The organism is Gilliamella sp. Lep-s35 (genome assembly GCF_009795845.1).
Classification (GTDB): domain Bacteria; phylum Pseudomonadota; class Gammaproteobacteria; order Enterobacterales; family Orbaceae; genus Gilliamella.
On sequence record NZ_WTEX01000005.1, the window covers coordinates 96,644 to 114,456 of the forward strand.

At 29.5% G+C, this 17,813-nt stretch carries 15 protein-coding genes; 14 read left to right on the top strand and 1 reads right to left on the bottom strand.

What is annotated here, in order from left to right; genetic code table 11:
• The first annotated feature begins 102 nt into the window (after positions 1-102).
• From GQ590_RS03765 to tsaB, 11 genes are all read left to right on the top strand, one after another.
• Positions 103-1,182, top strand: coding sequence for a glycosyltransferase (locus tag GQ590_RS03765; RefSeq protein ID WP_160406767.1), 1,080 nt, complete (start codon positions 103-105; stop codon positions 1,180-1,182).
• A 157-nt stretch (positions 1,183-1,339) separates the two neighbouring features.
• Entirely contained in the window at positions 1,340-2,284 is a 945-nt protein-coding gene (locus GQ590_RS03770) for a hypothetical protein (protein ID WP_160406770.1), read from the top strand.
• 439 nt (positions 2,285-2,723) lie between these two features.
• The gene (gene msbA / locus GQ590_RS03775) at positions 2,724-4,460 is read left to right on the top strand and encodes a lipid A export permease/ATP-binding protein MsbA (RefSeq protein ID WP_160406773.1); all 1,737 of its coding nucleotides are present in this window, start codon (positions 2,724-2,726) and stop codon (positions 4,458-4,460) included.
• A 44-nt stretch (positions 4,461-4,504) separates the two neighbouring features.
• Positions 4,505-6,244 carry a lipid A ABC transporter ATP-binding protein/permease MsbA gene (gene msbA, locus GQ590_RS03780; RefSeq protein ID WP_160406896.1) on the top strand — a complete coding sequence of 580 codons (1,740 nt, stop codon included), beginning with the start codon at positions 4,505-4,507 and terminating at the stop codon, positions 6,242-6,244.
• A gap of 81 nt (positions 6,245-6,325) precedes the next feature.
• Positions 6,326-7,402: a glycosyltransferase family 10 gene (locus GQ590_RS03785; protein WP_160406776.1), complete on the top strand. Its 1,077-nt coding sequence runs from the start codon at positions 6,326-6,328 to the stop codon at positions 7,400-7,402.
• Positions 7,403-7,510: 108 nt separating this feature from the next.
• On the top strand, positions 7,511-8,491 hold the full coding sequence (locus GQ590_RS03790) for a glycosyltransferase family 8 protein (RefSeq protein WP_160406779.1): 981 nt from the start codon (positions 7,511-7,513) through the stop codon (positions 8,489-8,491).
• A 90-nt stretch (positions 8,492-8,581) separates the two neighbouring features.
• Entirely contained in the window at positions 8,582-9,571 is a 990-nt protein-coding gene (locus tag GQ590_RS03795; RefSeq protein WP_160406782.1) for a glycosyltransferase family 2 protein, read from the top strand.
• A gap of 52 nt (positions 9,572-9,623) precedes the next feature.
• A complete protein-coding gene (locus tag GQ590_RS03800) occupies positions 9,624-10,577 on the top strand; it encodes a glycosyltransferase family 8 protein (protein ID WP_202112860.1) in 954 nt (317 codons plus the stop codon).
• Positions 10,578-10,598: 21 nt separating this feature from the next.
• Positions 10,599-11,792, top strand: coding sequence for a glycosyltransferase family 9 protein (locus GQ590_RS03805; protein ID WP_160406785.1), 1,194 nt, complete (start codon positions 10,599-10,601; stop codon positions 11,790-11,792).
• A 367-nt stretch (positions 11,793-12,159) separates the two neighbouring features.
• Positions 12,160-14,064: an ATP-dependent DNA helicase gene (locus GQ590_RS12835; protein WP_160406787.1), complete on the top strand. Its 1,905-nt coding sequence runs from the start codon at positions 12,160-12,162 to the stop codon at positions 14,062-14,064.
• A 31-nt stretch (positions 14,065-14,095) separates the two neighbouring features.
• On the top strand, positions 14,096-14,776 hold the full coding sequence (gene tsaB, locus GQ590_RS03815; protein ID WP_160406790.1) for a tRNA (adenosine(37)-N6)-threonylcarbamoyltransferase complex dimerization subunit type 1 TsaB: 681 nt from the start codon (positions 14,096-14,098) through the stop codon (positions 14,774-14,776).
• 51 nt (positions 14,777-14,827) lie between these two features.
• On the opposite strand, the gene GQ590_RS03820 is transcribed toward tsaB, so the two are convergent.
• Positions 14,828-15,094: a GrxA family glutaredoxin gene (locus GQ590_RS03820; protein WP_091119919.1), complete on the bottom strand. Its 267-nt coding sequence runs from the start codon at positions 15,092-15,094 to the stop codon at positions 14,828-14,830.
• A gap of 805 nt (positions 15,095-15,899) precedes the next feature.
• On the opposite strand from GQ590_RS03820, the gene GQ590_RS03825 reads away from it, so the two are divergent.
• The 3 genes from GQ590_RS03825 (at position 15,900) to folD (ending at position 17,761) form a co-directional block, all read left to right on the top strand.
• Positions 15,900-16,070 carry an integrase core domain-containing protein gene (locus tag GQ590_RS03825; protein WP_160406793.1) on the top strand — a complete coding sequence of 57 codons (171 nt, stop codon included), beginning with the start codon at positions 15,900-15,902 and terminating at the stop codon, positions 16,068-16,070.
• Positions 16,071-16,150: 80 nt separating this feature from the next.
• Positions 16,151-16,840: a DUF2884 family protein gene (locus GQ590_RS03830; protein ID WP_160406797.1), complete on the top strand. Its 690-nt coding sequence runs from the start codon at positions 16,151-16,153 to the stop codon at positions 16,838-16,840.
• 69 nt (positions 16,841-16,909) lie between these two features.
• A complete protein-coding gene (gene folD, locus GQ590_RS03835; RefSeq protein ID WP_160406800.1) occupies positions 16,910-17,761 on the top strand; it encodes a bifunctional methylenetetrahydrofolate dehydrogenase/methenyltetrahydrofolate cyclohydrolase FolD in 852 nt (283 codons plus the stop codon).
• The last annotated feature ends 52 nt before the right edge of the window (positions 17,762-17,813 follow it).

Sequence of the window (17,813 nt, forward strand, 5' to 3'; positions counted from 1 at the left end):
AAGATATAAATAAAAAGGAATAAATTACTCGAATTCGTCGTATAATAAAAAAATTTACGTTATAAAAGATTTTTTCTTTATTAATTATATTGTGAGGAATGAATGTCACCGGTAATATCAATTATTGTACCAGTATTTAATTGCGATAGTTTTCTTGAAAAAAGTATTACTAGCTTAATTAATCAAACTTTTGAAAATATTGAAATTATATGTATTAATGATGGTTCTAAAGATAATTCGTTAGCTATTTTGAATGATTTCTCACAAAAAGATAAGCGAATAATTGTTATTGACCAAAAAAATAGTGGACCAGCTGAAGCAAGAAATAAAGGATTAAAAAAGGCTCGTGGTGAGTACATTATGTTTTGTGATGGTGATGATTGGTATGAACCAACAATGTGTGAAAAAATGTTGGAAACTATTCGATCTAAAAGTGTTGATTTAGTAATATGCAGTTGTAATGTTGTCAAAGATGAACAAACTTATAATTTGCGTGATAGTGATATTGATTATCATAAGTTGACTTATTATGGTCTTCATTCCCTAACGTATCCATTTAAAACTCGAGTTAATAGTGTTCTTTGGAATAAAATTTTCAAAAAGAGTATTATTGAACAATACAATATAGACTTTCCTTCAGGTTATTACCATGATGATATGGTATTTGTATTACAATATCTTTGTTGTTCAAAAACAATTTATGCTATTGATATTCATCTTTATAATTATTTACTTCGAAGTAACTCTATCATGCATCAAACATATTTTTCACCTAAAGACCGGAAAAAAATGTTTGATACAATAGATGTAATGAAATATTTTCTTATAAAGCTTTCAGATAACAACTTATTAAATGATAATAAAGCTTATTTTATTGTAATATTATCGGGATTAATAAAATGGATCGTGAGTATATTAAGCAGTAAAGAAGAAATTAATTTCTTTTTAGATTACTGTAATGAGACTATATTATTTGATTTAGATCTTGATTATTTTCCTGATATTGAAAATAAATCCCATTTGTTAAATATAAAAAATAAATATTATCAACCTTTTTATCAAGAGGACAATAAAAAGAAAAGAAATAAGCCAGTTAAAAAATTTATCAAAAAAGTATTAACTTTTAGTTTTTCTTATTTTCTTTTCCCTTATTATATTTATAAAATTTATAAAAGAATGTAATTCTTTTTTAATAAATAGTTTGACTGGTCAATAGTCTAAATATTAAGATATAAGCAATAAATAGCTACAGAGTTTTTATTGCATCGTGGTTATAAGTAAAATTATTGTCAATAAAAATTTAACGATTTATATATAATTTTAGGAAAATAAGAGTTTTGTGATTTATAAGAAAGTAGAAAAGGGTGATATTCGTTATTATCAAATTTTCGGATTAAATTGTGTTAAAGTTGTAAATTCGAAAAAACTAATGTGTATTTATATTTTTGGTTTTAGAATTTTGAAAAGAGTGAAATTAAAATATCTTAAATCGCTTACTGAAAAATTGGTAAATGAAATTAGTATTATTCGAACTGAGAATGCGACTAGATATGAACAATTGGAAAAAACTATAAATAATTTATCTAAAAATATTGATAACCAATGTAATGTTTTGCGTTTGAATATTAATAATATCAATACTTATTCAAAAGCCCATATGGAAAGTTTTTCTGGTTTTAAAGAGAAATTTTTAGGGCAAGATATAGTAATTTTATGTACGGGTCCAACGCTTGCCAAATACCGGCCAATTGAAAAAACTATCAATATCGGAGTAAATAGGGCTTTCAGGCGTTATGACATTAGTCTTGATTTTATTTTTATTCAAGATATCACAGGTCTTAAAAATGATATTGATGCTATAAATAATTATAATCCTGAAACATGTCAAAAATTTTATGGAAGTAGCATAACTTTTGGTGCTTCCATACCCGAAAAAGACTTAATTAAAGCTAATGCTAAACGATATTATGTTGGTAACTTTTTTACTGACTTTTATCCTGATATTACATCTTCAGTGTTTCCTGAATATGGTTCCGTTGTATTTTCAGCACTAACATTTGCACTTTATACCCATCCCAAACGAATTTATTTGGTTGGATGTGATGCATGCCAAAATGGTTATTTTGATAATGATGACCAAGCAGCATTCTCTTCTAATATTGACTTTCTTTTAAATGGGTGGCACGCATTTAAAAAATTCAAAGATCAGTTTTATCCTGATGTGGAAATAGTTTCTATAAATCCAGTAGGATTGAAAGGAGTTTTTAAAGATGTTTATCAATAGAATATTAACTTTCAATATTATAAGCCGTATTTAATAATTGTTGCTATTAAAAATTATTTATAAAATATAGTTTATTTGTGGAAAAGTTAATATGTAACTATCCTCAAAATAGTCAACTACAAAAGTAGAAAATTTATCTATGATAAAAATAAGCACTATAGTAGGTAAGTCTTATGCTTAAGTAGTTATTTACTGAATTGAGTTTAAAATCGCAGTATCAAGGAGAAATCATAAACATCTGTAGTGCCATCAAAGTGCATAAAATGAGAGTAGAGACCTTACGAACTAGTCATTTTTTTATTGCCATGAGTTGTGCTCTAATAATGGCAAATTTGTAATTACATTATGTATTGTAAAAAAGATAATAGTTCAATAATTTAATCAATACGGCTTTTTTTATAGTATAATCTATAAAATTTGTTATTTTGTAAAAATTATTATGCCCAAAAAATATAATTCTTTGACTGCGCTTATACAACTATGGCCATTTGTCAAACAATATAAAAAAGCTTTATTTGTTGCTATACTAGGGCTTTTGTTAAATGCAGCTACAGATTCGACCTTAATATCTCTAACCAAACCGTTGCTAGATAATGGTTTAATGAATAAAAACTACATTTTGTTAGTTTACATTGCTATAGCAATTATTGGTTTGATTGCATTACGTGGATTGTCAAATTATGCTTCTACATACTGTCTTTCATGGTTATCTGGTAAAGTTATAACTAAATTTAGACAAATGATATTTAATCATTTGCTAAAAAGTCCTGTAAGTTTTCATGATAAACATTCTGTGGGTGATCTTGTTTCCATTATTACTTATAATACTCAAATGCTTTCTAAAGCCTCATCCGATGCTTTAATTATTCTTGTTCGTGAAATAACCTATGCGATTGGTTTATGTTTTGTTATGTTTTATGGTAGTTGGAAATTGGCATTAGTGCTAATTTTTCTTATACCATTAATAATTGGTGTTGCTCAATTTATTGCAAAAAAATTTAGAAAAACATTAATGTCAATGCAAAAAGGTATGGGGGAAATAACAACTTCGGCTGATGAAATGTTAAAAGGCCATAAAGATGTTTTAATTTTTAATGCTAAAGAATATGAAAAAAATAATTTTAATAAAATTACTAATATTTTTCGGCGAGATATGTTGAAGATTGAAATGGTTTCAAGATTATCAACACCGATCATTCAAATGATTGCAACTTTAGGTTTAGCTTTAATATTATATCTTGTTGCAAGCCAAAGTTTAGATATTACACCAGGATCTTTTACTGTCGTTTTTTCAGCAATGATAGCTATAATGCGTCCTTTACGAGAGTTAACAAGCCTACATGTTGAATTACAAAAAGGTGCTGTAGCGTGTGAATCATTATTTGGGCTGTTAGAAGCTCCACTTGAAGAAGATAAAGGCACAATTGATGCAAATCATATAACTGGAAATATTGAATTTAGAGATGTGACCTATCAATACCCTACAACCAGTACTTCTGTTCTTAATAATATTAATTTTAAAATTGAGGCAGGCCAAACGATTGCTTTAGTTGGGCGATCAGGTGCAGGTAAGTCAACCATTGCAAGTTTAATTCCAAGATTTTATGATTTAGAAAAAGGAGAAATACTTTTAGATGGTATTAATATTAAAGATTATACTTTAAAATCATTAAGAAACCAGATTGGGTATGTTTCTCAAAGGGTACACTTATTTAATGGTACTATTGCAGATAACATTGTTTATGGTGAAAAAGGATTACATAGCCAAGAAGAAATAATTAAGGTTGCTGAACTAGCTAATGCCATGGAGTTTATAAATAAACTAGAAAATGGAATTGATACAGAAATAGGAGATAATGGTGTTTTATTATCAGGAGGACAGCGGCAACGCATTGCTATTGCGAGAGTTTTGTTACGTAATAATCCAATTTTAATTTTGGATGAAGCGACTTCAGCACTAGATAATGAATCTGAAAGGCTAGTACAAGAAGCCATTGAAGTTTTACAAAAAAATAGAACTTCGATTGTTATTGCTCATAGATTATCAACCATTGAAAAAGCGGATCGAATTTTAGTCATTGATAATGGTGAAATTGTAGAAGATGGTAATCATCATAGTCTTATTGAACAAAATGGTATTTATGCCTTAATGCATAAAATGCAATTCAAATCATAATATATTAAATAATGAATATGAATCAGAATAATCATAAAGAAAGTATCAATATTGATAAGGACTCTTCAACTTGGTGTACTTTTACTAAGTTATGGCCCTATATTGCTCAACATAAATTAGTATTATTTATATCAATAATTTTGTTAATAATTAGTGCATTTGCCGATACTTCATTAATAGGCCTATTGCGCCCTTTACTCGATCTTGGTTTTTCAATGAATGACCGAGAGTTTTTATATATGGCACCTATCTATATTTTTGGTTTAGTGTTTATTCGTGGTATTGCTAATTATGGTTATTCTGTATTATTAGCATTGATCTCTGGTAAAATTGTCATGCGCATTCGACAAAGGCTTTTTGCACATTTTGTTGATGCACCTGTAAGTTTTTACGATCAATCCTCAACAGGAAGGTTATTGTCACGAATAACATATGATACAGATCAGGTCGCAGCGTCTTCATCGGATGCTTTAATTACTATAATTCGTGAATCAGCTTTTATATGTGGGCTATTTTATACAATGTTTTATAATAGTTGGCAATTATCACTATCTTTACTTGTTGTCACTCCTATTGTAATTGGATTAATTTCTTTTATTTCAGTAAAATTTAGAAAATTGGCAAAAAACATGCAAAATTCTATGGGAAATGTCACCATGGCAGTTGAGCAAATGCTAAAGGGATATAGAGAAATTATTGTTTTTGGTGCGCAGAATGAAGAATCGAAAAATTTTGAAAAAGTTAGCAATAAATTCCGCCGTGATGGAATGCGCTTAGTTTCTATCTCCGCACTATCAACGCCAATAATACAATTGGTGATCTCATTTGCCATTGCTTTTGTGTTATTAACCGCAAGTGATCCTGATTTAAATATTACAGCTGGAGAATTTACTGTCGTTTTTTCATCTCTAGTAGCATTGATGCAACCTATTAAAAATTTAACCAGTGTTAATGCAAACTTCCAAAAAGGAATGGCAGCTTGTCAAACTTTATTTGCAATTTTTGAACAACCTTTAGAAAAAGATAATGGATCTATTAGTGTTGATCGTGTAAAAGGAAATATTGTATTTGATCACGTTACTTTTAGTTATGAAACTAGAAAAGAACCAGCTCTTAAAGACATTAGTTTTTCTGTTCCAGCAGGAAAAACAATTGCTTTAGTTGGTCGCTCAGGTTCAGGAAAAACGACAATAGCAAGTTTACTTACTCGCTTCTATGATATATCTAAAGGACAAATTTTAATTGATGGACATAACATTCATGATTTCACATTACATTGTTTACGAGATCAAATAGGTTTAGTATCACAAAATATTCATCTTTTTAACGATACAATAGCGAATAATATCGCCTATGGAAGAATTGGTGAATATACGCAACAACAAATAGAAGAAGCTGCAAAAAAAGCCTACGCTTATGATTTTATAATGCAAAGTGAGCATGGGTTTAATACTAAAGTGGGAGAAAGTGGAATACTATTATCTGGTGGGCAAAGGCAAAGAATAGCAATTGCACGAGCGCTATTACGTGATAATCCTATATTGATTTTAGATGAAGCTACATCAGCCTTAGATACTGAGTCAGAATATGCAATACAACAAGCGCTTTCTGAACTACAAAAAGGGCGTACTTCAATTGTTATTGCGCATCGATTATCAACCATTGAGAATGCAGATGAAATACTAGTTATTGATGCTGGGGAGATTATAGAACAGGGAACACATCATGAATTACTTCTCAAAGATGGTGTTTATAATAAATTATATCAAGCAAATCACTTATAGGCTGTAATGTTATAAGAAATAGTTTATTGATCATTATTAAACTCAATAGGATATAGGCAATTTAGGAGTATAGGATATTAAATGAGTATTAAAAGAATTGTTACAGATTGTGCTTGTTTATTTGTGAAAGATAAAAAAAAGAAATATTTCCTAACCAAAAAGTATGGTAGCACTCCACCGTATATTTTGTCTAAAAAGAAAGCTAAAGTATATCAAGATATTTATATTCCTATTTATAAACATAATGTTCGATTATGCCCTGTTGAGCCTGAAATTTATAATAAAAAAGGAGAAAGATTAAGAGTTATTTTTTTGAGAGATAATTATAAACCTAATGCATCCTCACAAACAAGTAATCTGATATATTGGGATAAATATAATTTTGAACTTCCATTACATCTTTATACTCATGGACGCATGTTGGAGACAATGGGATCTCCAACTGGCCGTTTTGGTGCTTTGGTTGAAACTAAAGGTATAAAACCTGATAGTTATGAAATATTTCAAAAATATAGAGGGTTAGAGAAAGATTTTGATTTAATTTTTACTTATGATGAACAACTTCTTAATGATATACCTAACGCAAGATTCGTTCCTTTTTGTGCCGATATAAAGCTTTTTTCTGGCGATTTTGTAATGCGACCAAACTTAGATGAAATATTTCAACAAAATTTGTTTTATGAAAAAAATAAACATATCTCAATGTTATCGTCAGATAAAAAATTATGTGAATTGCATCTAAAAAGAATTTTGACAGCAATTAAATTAAAAAAGCATCCTAAGGTAGATACTTTTGGAACTTTTGATGGCGGAGAGTTTGTTAATCCTTATGAAACATTGAAAGATTACCGTTATTCTATTGTGTTTGAAAATGAAATATCTGGGTATTGTTTTACTGAAAAATTGACAAATTGTTTTGCTACTCAAACTGTACCGATTTATATAGGTGCTAGTAAAATAGATCAATTTTTTGATGAAGATGGTATTATTAGGGTTAAAGAAAGCGAAATTGATAACATAGAAAATATTATCAAACAATGTTCAGAAGCTGATTATATATCCAGAAAAAACGCAATTATGAAAAATTTCATGACTGTTCAACAATTTAGTAATAATGAAGACTATATGTACAAAACATATATAGAAGGTTATTTTTAAATAATTAAGATAATATTTTATAAGTGTTTAAACTAGAAATATAGATACAAAATAATAATTAGATTAAATTTCAAATATTATTAAATAATTCAAAAGTGGTTATTATAGATGATAGATGTAACTAAGTTTATAGAAGATAAAAAAACTATTATTGGTAATGAAAGTAATGATACTGATACACAATGGCATATTTTGCTATGCTTTGATGATAATTACGCTTTACCTGCTGGTGTTAATATGTATTCTATTATTAGCAATAATCCAAATAAAAAATTACATTTTCATTTATTTATGCAAAACGTATCAAATGATAATAAATGTAAAATAGAACAGCTTTCATCAAATCATGTTTCAATAACGCAATACTATCTGAATGATAAATTTAAGATTCACGCTAACAATACAAAATATTTCCCTATTTCTGCTTGCCTGCGAATTATTGCTCCATTAGTTATTCCCAAAGAAGTAACTAAATTACTTTATGTTGATAGTGATACTTTATGTTTGGCATCATTAGATCAACTGTTTAGTTTAAATATAGCTGATAAAATTATTGCTGCTGTGCCAGATGTTGAAAATACACAAAATTCCCAATGTAAAAAATTTCAAATTGAGTATGGTAGTTATTTTAATTCAGGAGTTTTGTTATACAACTTGAAAAAGTGGAATGAAGCTAATATCACAGAAAAAGCACTTAAGTTATTAAATGAGGGGATTGCTTATAAATTTCCCGATCAGGATGTGCTAAATATTTTATTAAGTAATAATATTTATTATTTACCCACAAAATATAATTGTCTTACTTTATTAAGTGTTGGTGGCCATGAAGATCAACAAAAAGCTGAAACAGGTGCAGTTTTTATACATTATACTTCGGGCAGTAAACCTTGGTTCAAACTCTATTTGACATCAACTTATCAAAAATTCATTGATGGCTCACCTTGGTATCAAGCCAAGCTAGCCTTAGCCAATAATCTTTCCCCCTCTACAACTAGACGTTATGCTAAATTTTTAATCACTCAAAGAAAATATCTCCGTGCTTTTCTTTACTATTTGTTATATTTAAAACATAAGTTGCTAAAAAAATAATTCAATAATGATCATGTTTTTATATTTATCTTAATAAAATAGTTTTAGATAATCGATATATTTATAATTAAAAAGTTAATAAAGGCATATATGAATAATACTCCTCTTATATCCGTAATTATACCAGCATACAATACAAGAGATGTTATTGAAAAAACATTAAAATCAATAGAAGCTCAAACCTATCAAAATTATCAAATAATCATTATAGATGATGGCTCCACTGATGGTACAGGCCTATTTATAGATGAATACCAACAAAAAAATGTTAAAACTATTGTTTATCATCAGAATAACAGTGGTGTGTCTGCTGCCAGAAATAATGCTATCAAATATGCTTCAGGTGAGTTCATCTGTTTTTTAGATAGTGATGATACTTATGAATCTTCTTTTTTTGAGAAAATGTTAATTCGCCAACAACAAACCAATTTTAACATTGTTTATTGCGGTTTTTATCGAGTAAAAAAGAATAGAAGTATTAAAGAATACTTACCCTTTGAAGAAGGAAATATACTTAATAGTTTTATCAAAAAAAGTTTTCATATTTCAGGTATGATAATTAAGCGTTCTTTTTTACTCGATAAAAATATTACTTTTGATACTGATCTTAAAATTTGTGAAGATATTTTTTTTACTATTAAAGCTATAAGCCAATGCGAAGTGGCTGTAGTTAAAGATCATTTATTCAACTATTTATATAGAGAAAAATCGGTAACAAATTCAATTGCTACCATTGAATTATATTTACAGAATATAGTAACTTGGGAACGGATTGAGTATTATCTGATGCATAACTACAATAAAAACGACAAAGAAGAGATTCATCAACGAGTTCAATCTATAGTAGTTAAATTAAAAGTAAGGCTTCTTATTGAATATTTAAAAAAATTTAATTATAAAAAAATTTATTATTATCTAAATAAAGATATTAAATTTACTACTGATATGAAATTGGTAAATAAAAAGTACTTACCAAAAAGTGATATAAAAAAAATGAATATAATAAAAAGTAATTGTCTAGTCATTTGGTTTTGGGGTAGTTTGTACTACCGATATATCAGGCGTGAAAATGCAAAATAACTCAAGATATAAACAGTAATTTATTGTTAATGCTATAACAAGGACAATTTATATGAAAAATGAAGTGATAAATATAGCCTTTTGTACTGATGGTAATTATCTCGAATATGTAGCTATAGCAATAAAATCAATTCAATTAAATAATTTAGGTAACGATCTTCAATTTCATGTATTTCTTTATGATGTTCCCAAAGAGGCCTTTCATAAATTACAAAAATTAAATGTTTCTATTAAAAGTTATTTTATTGAAAACAATGAATTAGATAAATATCAAACTGAACACCAATTACAGCATATCAATCGTTCAATGTATATTCGACTACTTGTACCTCGATTACTGAAGAATGAAGTTGATAAATTTATATATTTGGATGCTGATATATTATGTTTTCGTGATATATCATCAATTAATCAGATTGATATTGATTCAGTGGTTTGTGCTGTTGTCTCTGACTCTCTAATTTCAAAAAATATTGAAAAAAATATTACTCGTTTGGAGTTAAGTTCAGATAATTATTTTAATTCTGGTTTTCTCTATATTAATACAAAAAATTGGTGTGATTCTGACATAGAAAATAAAGTTAATTTAGTTTTGTTAAATCCGCAACGATATAGACTTGTTTATCCTGATCAGGATGCTTTAAATCTTATTCTTCAAAATAAAGTTAAGTATATTGATTGTAGATGGAATTATTTATTTACATGGATGACTGAAACAGAAAAGAATAAAATCTTTGATAATGAAGATATTCTACCATTTTTTATCCACTTTACAGGTGCCAGAAAACCTTGGTATCAAGAACATAAAGGAATAGCACAAAATTTATATGTATTTTACAAGCATTTTACACCATGGGCTAATAAACCTTTAGAAAGCTACCTACCCAGAATGAGAGTTAATGACTATCGTATATATGCGAAATCATTCTTTAGAAACGGTGACTTTTATAAAGGAATAAAATTTTTCATTAAATACTTATTATTAAAATTCAGAAAAAAGAAATAAAATATTGTAGGAATTCTAGTTATGAGTCATTTTTCTTGGCAATTAAAGTTTATTCGAAAAAAAATAAAACTATATTTTTTTAACTTTTTAAATAAAATTCTAATGTATTTTTTTCCTAAAAGAAAAACGATATTTGAACCGTCAAAAATAAAAACTATTTTAATAGCTCGTAATGATAAAATTGGTGATATGGTTGTAACTACCGCTTTAATAAAAAATCTTGCTCAAGCTGGTTATGATGTTTATGTTTCTTCGCAACAATCAAGTTTAGATATTCTTAAAAATAATCCTAATGTTAAAGCTACATTTAGTTATAATGATTATTCGTTAAAGGATTTATTTAAAACTATACAAACAATCAGAAAGCATCATTTTGATTTAGTAATTGATACAAGACCATTTTATTCATTTGAAATGCGTAAAATTATATTTTGTGCATTTACTAACTCAACTCATTTGATGGGATTTAATAAAAGTAATGTAAAATCATATAATATTTCAATTCCTTATTATAATAATAATGTTCATATTACTAATCAGTTAAATAAAATATATGAGTATATGAACATTAAAAATTATGATGAAAACTATGATCTTTATACTTTAGATAATAATAAAAAAAATGTTGATAATTTTATATTAGAAAATAATATAGATAAATTTGTTATTATTAACCCTTTTGGTGGAGCAAGAAAGCGTGAATTGTCTCAATGGCAAATGGAGCATATTGTTTCACTCATGAAAAAAAACAAACCAGATCATAAAATTATTTTTATTGGTGAACCCAATAAACTTAAAAATGTTAAACTTGACTTAGGATTAATATTTCAATCAAATACCATTTTAGATGTCATTGCTTTAATCAAAAAAGCTGAATATGTTATTACTGTTGATACTTCTATAGTGCATATTACAGCAGCATTCAATAAACCATGTTTAACCATTTATTCAGAATCAAATCTATTTGAACAAACAGACGATTTTAATTTAATAATGCGTAAAAAATGGAAAGACTATTACCGACAAACGTGTAATAATTTGGTAGATAGTTCCTATTTGAAAAAAAATAATCTATTAGTAGAAATACCATATTGCTATGATCAAATTTGGTCTCCTAATAATCCAAATGCGAAACAAATTGTATTTTATAAAACTTTTTTAGCAAAAGTAGACAATGATGAATTTAGCAGATGTATATCACCTTATTTAGGATAAATTCACTTAATTAATATACAAAATAGTAATATTGTGATGATCATAATTGCAATAGAGGATGATGCAATAATTTATTTTTAATTGACTGTTAATAAAATTGGTAATAAATAAAAACTCAAATTTTAATTTTTATACTATATCTGGCAATTTCAAGTAGTTAATCTACTATACTTTGTAGATACCTATACTTTGAAAATATTAATTGATATAGTATATTAAGTTTTTTTAACTATTCAATTCAGCAATAATAAATTCATCTCATTTTTGAAATGAGTCATTATATTTTCATAACGTTTTATTTTTCTTAGAATATATTTTTTTAATTTTATTGGTGTGTTGAACTTAGCTTTTTATTGGGTATATTTAAGTGATTGATGATTTTGCAGAGGATGGTTTACTTGCTAAGGCTATAGAAGGATTTGTGGCAAGAGAGCCACAACGCAATATGGCAAGTAAAGTCTCTGAATCAATAAAAAAACAGCGCTCTCTTGTGGTTGAAGCGGGAACTGGGACTGGCAAGACTTTTGCTTATTTAGTACCCGCACTGCGTAGTGATAAAAAAGTAATACTTTCAACTGGTTCTAAAAATTTACAGGAACAGTTATTCAGCAAAGACTTACCAATAATAAAAAAAGCATTAAATTATACAGGCAAAATAGCCCTACTTAAAGGTCGAGCTAATTATCTTTGTTTAGAAAGAATGTATCATCAATATGCAGCAGCAGGTGACCTTGATAAGGAGTTACGTGCTGATTTAGCGCGTGTTAAAAATTGGTCGATTAAAACCAAAGACGGGGATATTAGCAAATGCACAACTGTCACAGAAGATAATTCTATTTGGCCAATATTAACAAGCACAAATGATAATTGTTTAGGAAGTGATTGTGAACACTATAGTGATTGTTATGTTGTCAAAGCGCGCAAACGAGCTTTAAATGCAGATATTGTTGTGGTTAACCATCATTTGTTTTTAGCTGATGTTGTAGTAAAAGATACCGGTTTTGGTGAACTTATTCCTAAAGCAGATGCTATGATCTTTGATGAGGCTCATCAATTACCCGATCTTGCTTGCCACTATTTTGGAGAACAGCTAACTAGCCGTCAACTTTTTGATCTAGCAAAAGAAATTAATTTAGCTTATCGTACCGAAGTCAAAGATATGTCTCAGTTACAGCAATGTGCGGACAAACTACAAAAATGCACGCAAGACTTGCGAATTGTTATTAGTCAACAGCCACCAAAAGGTAACTTGCGGTTTTTATTTAACCAAGAAGCGGTTAAAAAAGAGATTTCTTATCTTGTCGATGCATTAGATTTTTGTCAAGAAGTTTTGTTATTAGCCGTTGGACGTTCGACAACGTTAGATAACTGTCTTGAACGCATTAAGCAATATACTATGCTTTTAAAGCGATTACAGCAAACCAATATAACAGGCTTTAGTTACTGGTATGAAAGTAGCTATAACTCATTTATCTTTGCTTTAACACCGCTGTCTGTGGCTGATAAATTTACAGAATTACTTACTGAACGTAAAGGCAGTTGGATTTTTACGTCTGCAACGTTATCGGTTGATAATCAATTAGATTATTTTACTAAACGTTTAGGGCTAACTAATGCCGATTCGCTAATATTAGAAAGCCCATTTGATTATATTAATCAGACGATTTTGTGTGTTCCACGTTATATTCCATCACCAAATGAACAAGGTAATGCTGAAAAATTAGCCAATATTTTATTACCCGTTATTGAAGCTAATAATGGACGTTGTTTCTTTTTGTGTACCTCATACGCAATGATGAATGCACTGGCTAAACAGTTTCGAGAATTAACCCAATTACCGGTACTTGTACAAGGCGAAACCAGTAAAGTTAAATTGCTTGAACAGTTTATTCATACTGGCAATGCGTTACTTATTGCTACCAGCAGCTTTTGGGAAGGGATTGATGTTAGAGGAGATACACTCTCATGTGTTATTATAGATAAATTGCCGTTTACCTCGCCTGATGATCCGTTAATTAAAGCTCGTATGGAAGATTGTCAAATGCAGGGCGGGGATGCATTTAATGATATACAATTGCCGGAAGCTGTTATCACCTTAAAACAAGGCGTAGGGCGATTAATTCGTCATCACAATGATCGTGGTGCAGTTATTATTTGCGATAATCGTTTAGTAATGCGACCTTATGGTGCAACATTTATTAATAGCTTACCGCCTTCACCAAGAACACGGGATATAAAAAAAGTTATAAACTTTTTAACAACGAAAAGCTAAATGACAATAGATAAAATATTTTGGAAAAAACATGAGTACTATTTTAGCCATTGATACCTCGACAGAAGCTTGTTCGGCAGCTTTACTCTACCGTAACGAAATCACTCACGATTTTATTGTATCGGCTCGTGATCATACGAAACAAATATTACCGATGGTAGACAGACTTCTTAAACAATCAGACTGTTCACTTACGCAAGTGGATGCAATTGCTTTTGGACAAGGTCCAGGTAGTTTTACTGGGGTTAGAATTGGTATTGGCGTGGCTCAAGGTTTAGCATTAGGTATTGATAAACCCATGATAGGTGTATCAACATTAATGACTTTGGCACAAGGTGTTTACCGAACAACACAAGCAACAAATGTTATTGCCGCAATTGATGCTAGAATGAATGAAGTCTATTTAGGTCAATATCATTATGTTAACGAACAATGGCAAACGGTTATTGCTGAGTGTGTTATTGGGCCTGAAAAAGTAATCGAAACGGTAAAGCATATTAGTCAAAATGATTATTGTGCAGGTACGGGGTGGAAAACTTATCCTGATATGATTAATGGAGTAAAGCAAAGCGACATTTTATTACCTCATGCCCAAGATCTTATTGTTCTTGCTAAAAATAAATGGCAAAAGAATGAAATTGTGAATGTTGAAGATGTTGAGCCAACTTATTTACGTAACGAAGTGACTTGGAAAAAGTTACCAGGAAGATAAAATAAAAAAGCCACTCAAAGGAGGGGCTTTTAGCAAAAAATTGCGTGTTATTTATTCTTTAAAAAGTCCTAAATGCGCTTTTGCATAGGCTTCAAAATCAGTACAGCCACCGATTGGCTTTTCATCAATAAAGATTTGTGGCACTGTTTCAACAGGTTTGCCAACGCTTTTAGAAAGATCTTCTTTAGTAATACCTTCAGCATTTATATCTACATAGCGATAAGAAAAATCATCACGCTCTTGAGATAGTTTTTCGGCTAACTCTTTAGCACGAACACAATAAGGACAACCTTGACGTCCAAAAATTACAGTATACATTTGTCACCTCGAATAAGTTGTTTTTAATATGTCATTACTATACGTTACTTTTAATTAAAAAAAAATTGTTAAATATAGTTAATTAAATAGATTATATCTATTGATGATACACTTTAAAAGCTAATCAGGCTTTATATATAAAAACTTGCAATTGGTTGCTTATTTTTTCACAATTTAGATTGACTATTCAAAGCATCGCACACCATAAAAGGCAACTTATCGATCCTTTTTAATCACAACAAAAGAGAATTTATCGGTATAAAAAAGTTTAGAAAAAAGCATTGATTTTATTGATATTTTTATACAAAAAACAAAGCTAACGCCTTGTCATAGACAAGCGATAGAGCGCTGATATCAAAAAGAAAAATAACTGTCACCAATTTGGCTAAACGCTTTATGGTCAGTTGTCCTACCATTTATAACGTACTAAAAAAAGCTCGATTGAAGCTTTTTGTACCTTTAAGCAGTAAAAATGAACGTATAAAACCATCAGTTATGGAATTAAACGTTTGGTTAAAGTCGAAAAATCGATTGGAGATAAATTAAGACGGCAAGCTAAAGGCGATAACAAAATTTCTCTGAGCGAAATACGACAGACTGATACCTACGGTTTACCTTTACTTAAAAATGAAACGATATAGCAGAATAGAGAATATTCACTTGAGATTATCTATTTGATTTTTATTGTTTTTATACATAAACGTAGTACACTCCTGAAACTTTTTAACAAAAACACTACTGTATTGATTTATTTAGATAAACTGTGTGATAACCTGTATATCAAGCAAAAATCACCAGCCCACAAATGAATGGGAAAGCCGAAAGAGTGATACGAACTTTAATGGAGATGTGGCATAATCAGCATATATTTAGCGATTCAAAAGATAGAAAACAAAAACTTAAACGCTTTATTAATTTTTATAATACCGTTAAACCACATAAAGCGATTTTTGGAAAAACGCCTTATGAGTTTTAGCGAATTATTTTAACCATGAAGTGTAAACAACTCGGTGTTTTCCTACATATCATTAATTAAATAAATAGTTGGATATGAATATGTTAAAAAGATTATTATTGATTACTTTATTACTGCCTATCACTGCATTTGCTGCAAAAAAAGAGTGTGGGGTTAAACCTAGCTATGATATTACTATCAATAAAGAAAGCGTGCATATTTTTAATAAAAAAGATGATTTAACTATCATGCCAAATGGTAATGTGGTTTTAAATAACAGATCTATCTTACCCAATCCGTCATTACAAAAAAAACTGGTTTATTTTCAGCAAGATTTACGCCAACAATTACCACAGTTAGAGCAACAGTCGTTAAATTTATTGTTAGAAGTTAAAATGACTTTTGAGCAGGCAATAAAAAAACACCTTAGCTATGATAGTGAACTAAAAAGTGAATTAAATAAATTATATAAACGTTTAGTTAAGTTGCTACATGGCTCAATTAGTACAGAAAATGGCAATACGCGGTTTTCTTACCAAAACTTCAATAATCTAAAAAAAGATGGAGAAGATATTGGTCAACACATTTTTTATAATGTCGCGGGTGGCAGTATTTTACATTTGAATTTTTTCAAAAATTTAGAGGCAATTAAGACAATTTCTAAAAATGAGTGGAAAGCGCAAAAACCGAAATTAAAGGCTTTTGATGCTCATATTTGTTCTGTTATTACAGGCATTGATACGCAATACGAACAAATATTAATGCAACTTAATCAATCTATTCACAAGTAAATAGACATTAATAAAAACTTTTGCGAAAATGATGCCTTTACTATGATAGCTAAACGGAAGCTTATGCTTATGAGTGCACAAATAATTGATGGTAAGGTATTATCGCAACAAATTCGTCATGAAATTGCCAGCAAAGTCAACAAGCGTATTGAAAGTGGCTTATCTGTTCCAGGACTTGCTGTTATACAAGTAGGTTCAGATCCTGCATCAAAAATCTATGTCAAAAATAAGCAAAAAGCGTGCGACGATGTTGGTTTTGTTTCTTTTGCTTATGATTTCCCATCGGCTACTACCGATGAGTTGTTAGCATTAATTGATGAACTCAATCAACGTCCTGATGTGCATGGTATTTTAGTGCAACTCCCTTTGCCTGATAATATTGACAAAACCAAGGTTCTTGAACGTATTGATCCAAGTAAAGATGTTGATGGTTTTCATCCTTACAATATTGGGCACTTATTACAACGTGACCCTATTTTGCGACCATGTACACCATATGGTGTAGTTAAAATGCTTGAGTCAACAGGTGTTAATCTATCAGGTTTAAATGCCACAGTGGTTGGGGCATCTAGTATTGTTGGTCGCCCTATGGCGTTAGAGCTATTATTATTAGGTTGCACAACCACTATTACTCATAGTCGTACCATTGATTTGGCCAAACATGTGAGTAATGCTGATATTGTTGTAGCAGGAGTCGGTATTGCTAACTATGTTAAAGGGGAATGGATTAAACCCGGAGCAATTGTTATTGATGTTGGTATTAATCGCTTGCCTGATGGTAAACTTGTTGGTGATGTCGAATTTGATGTTGCAGTTAATCGAGCGGGTTGGATAACTCCAGTTCCTGGTGGCGTTGGTCCTATGACAGTTGCTATGTTGATGAGTAACACGCTTGAAGCCTGTGAAAAGTTTAGCAAGTAACTAAAATTAATGTAGTTAAAATAAATATAGTCTCATCGTTTGGAATTCATCC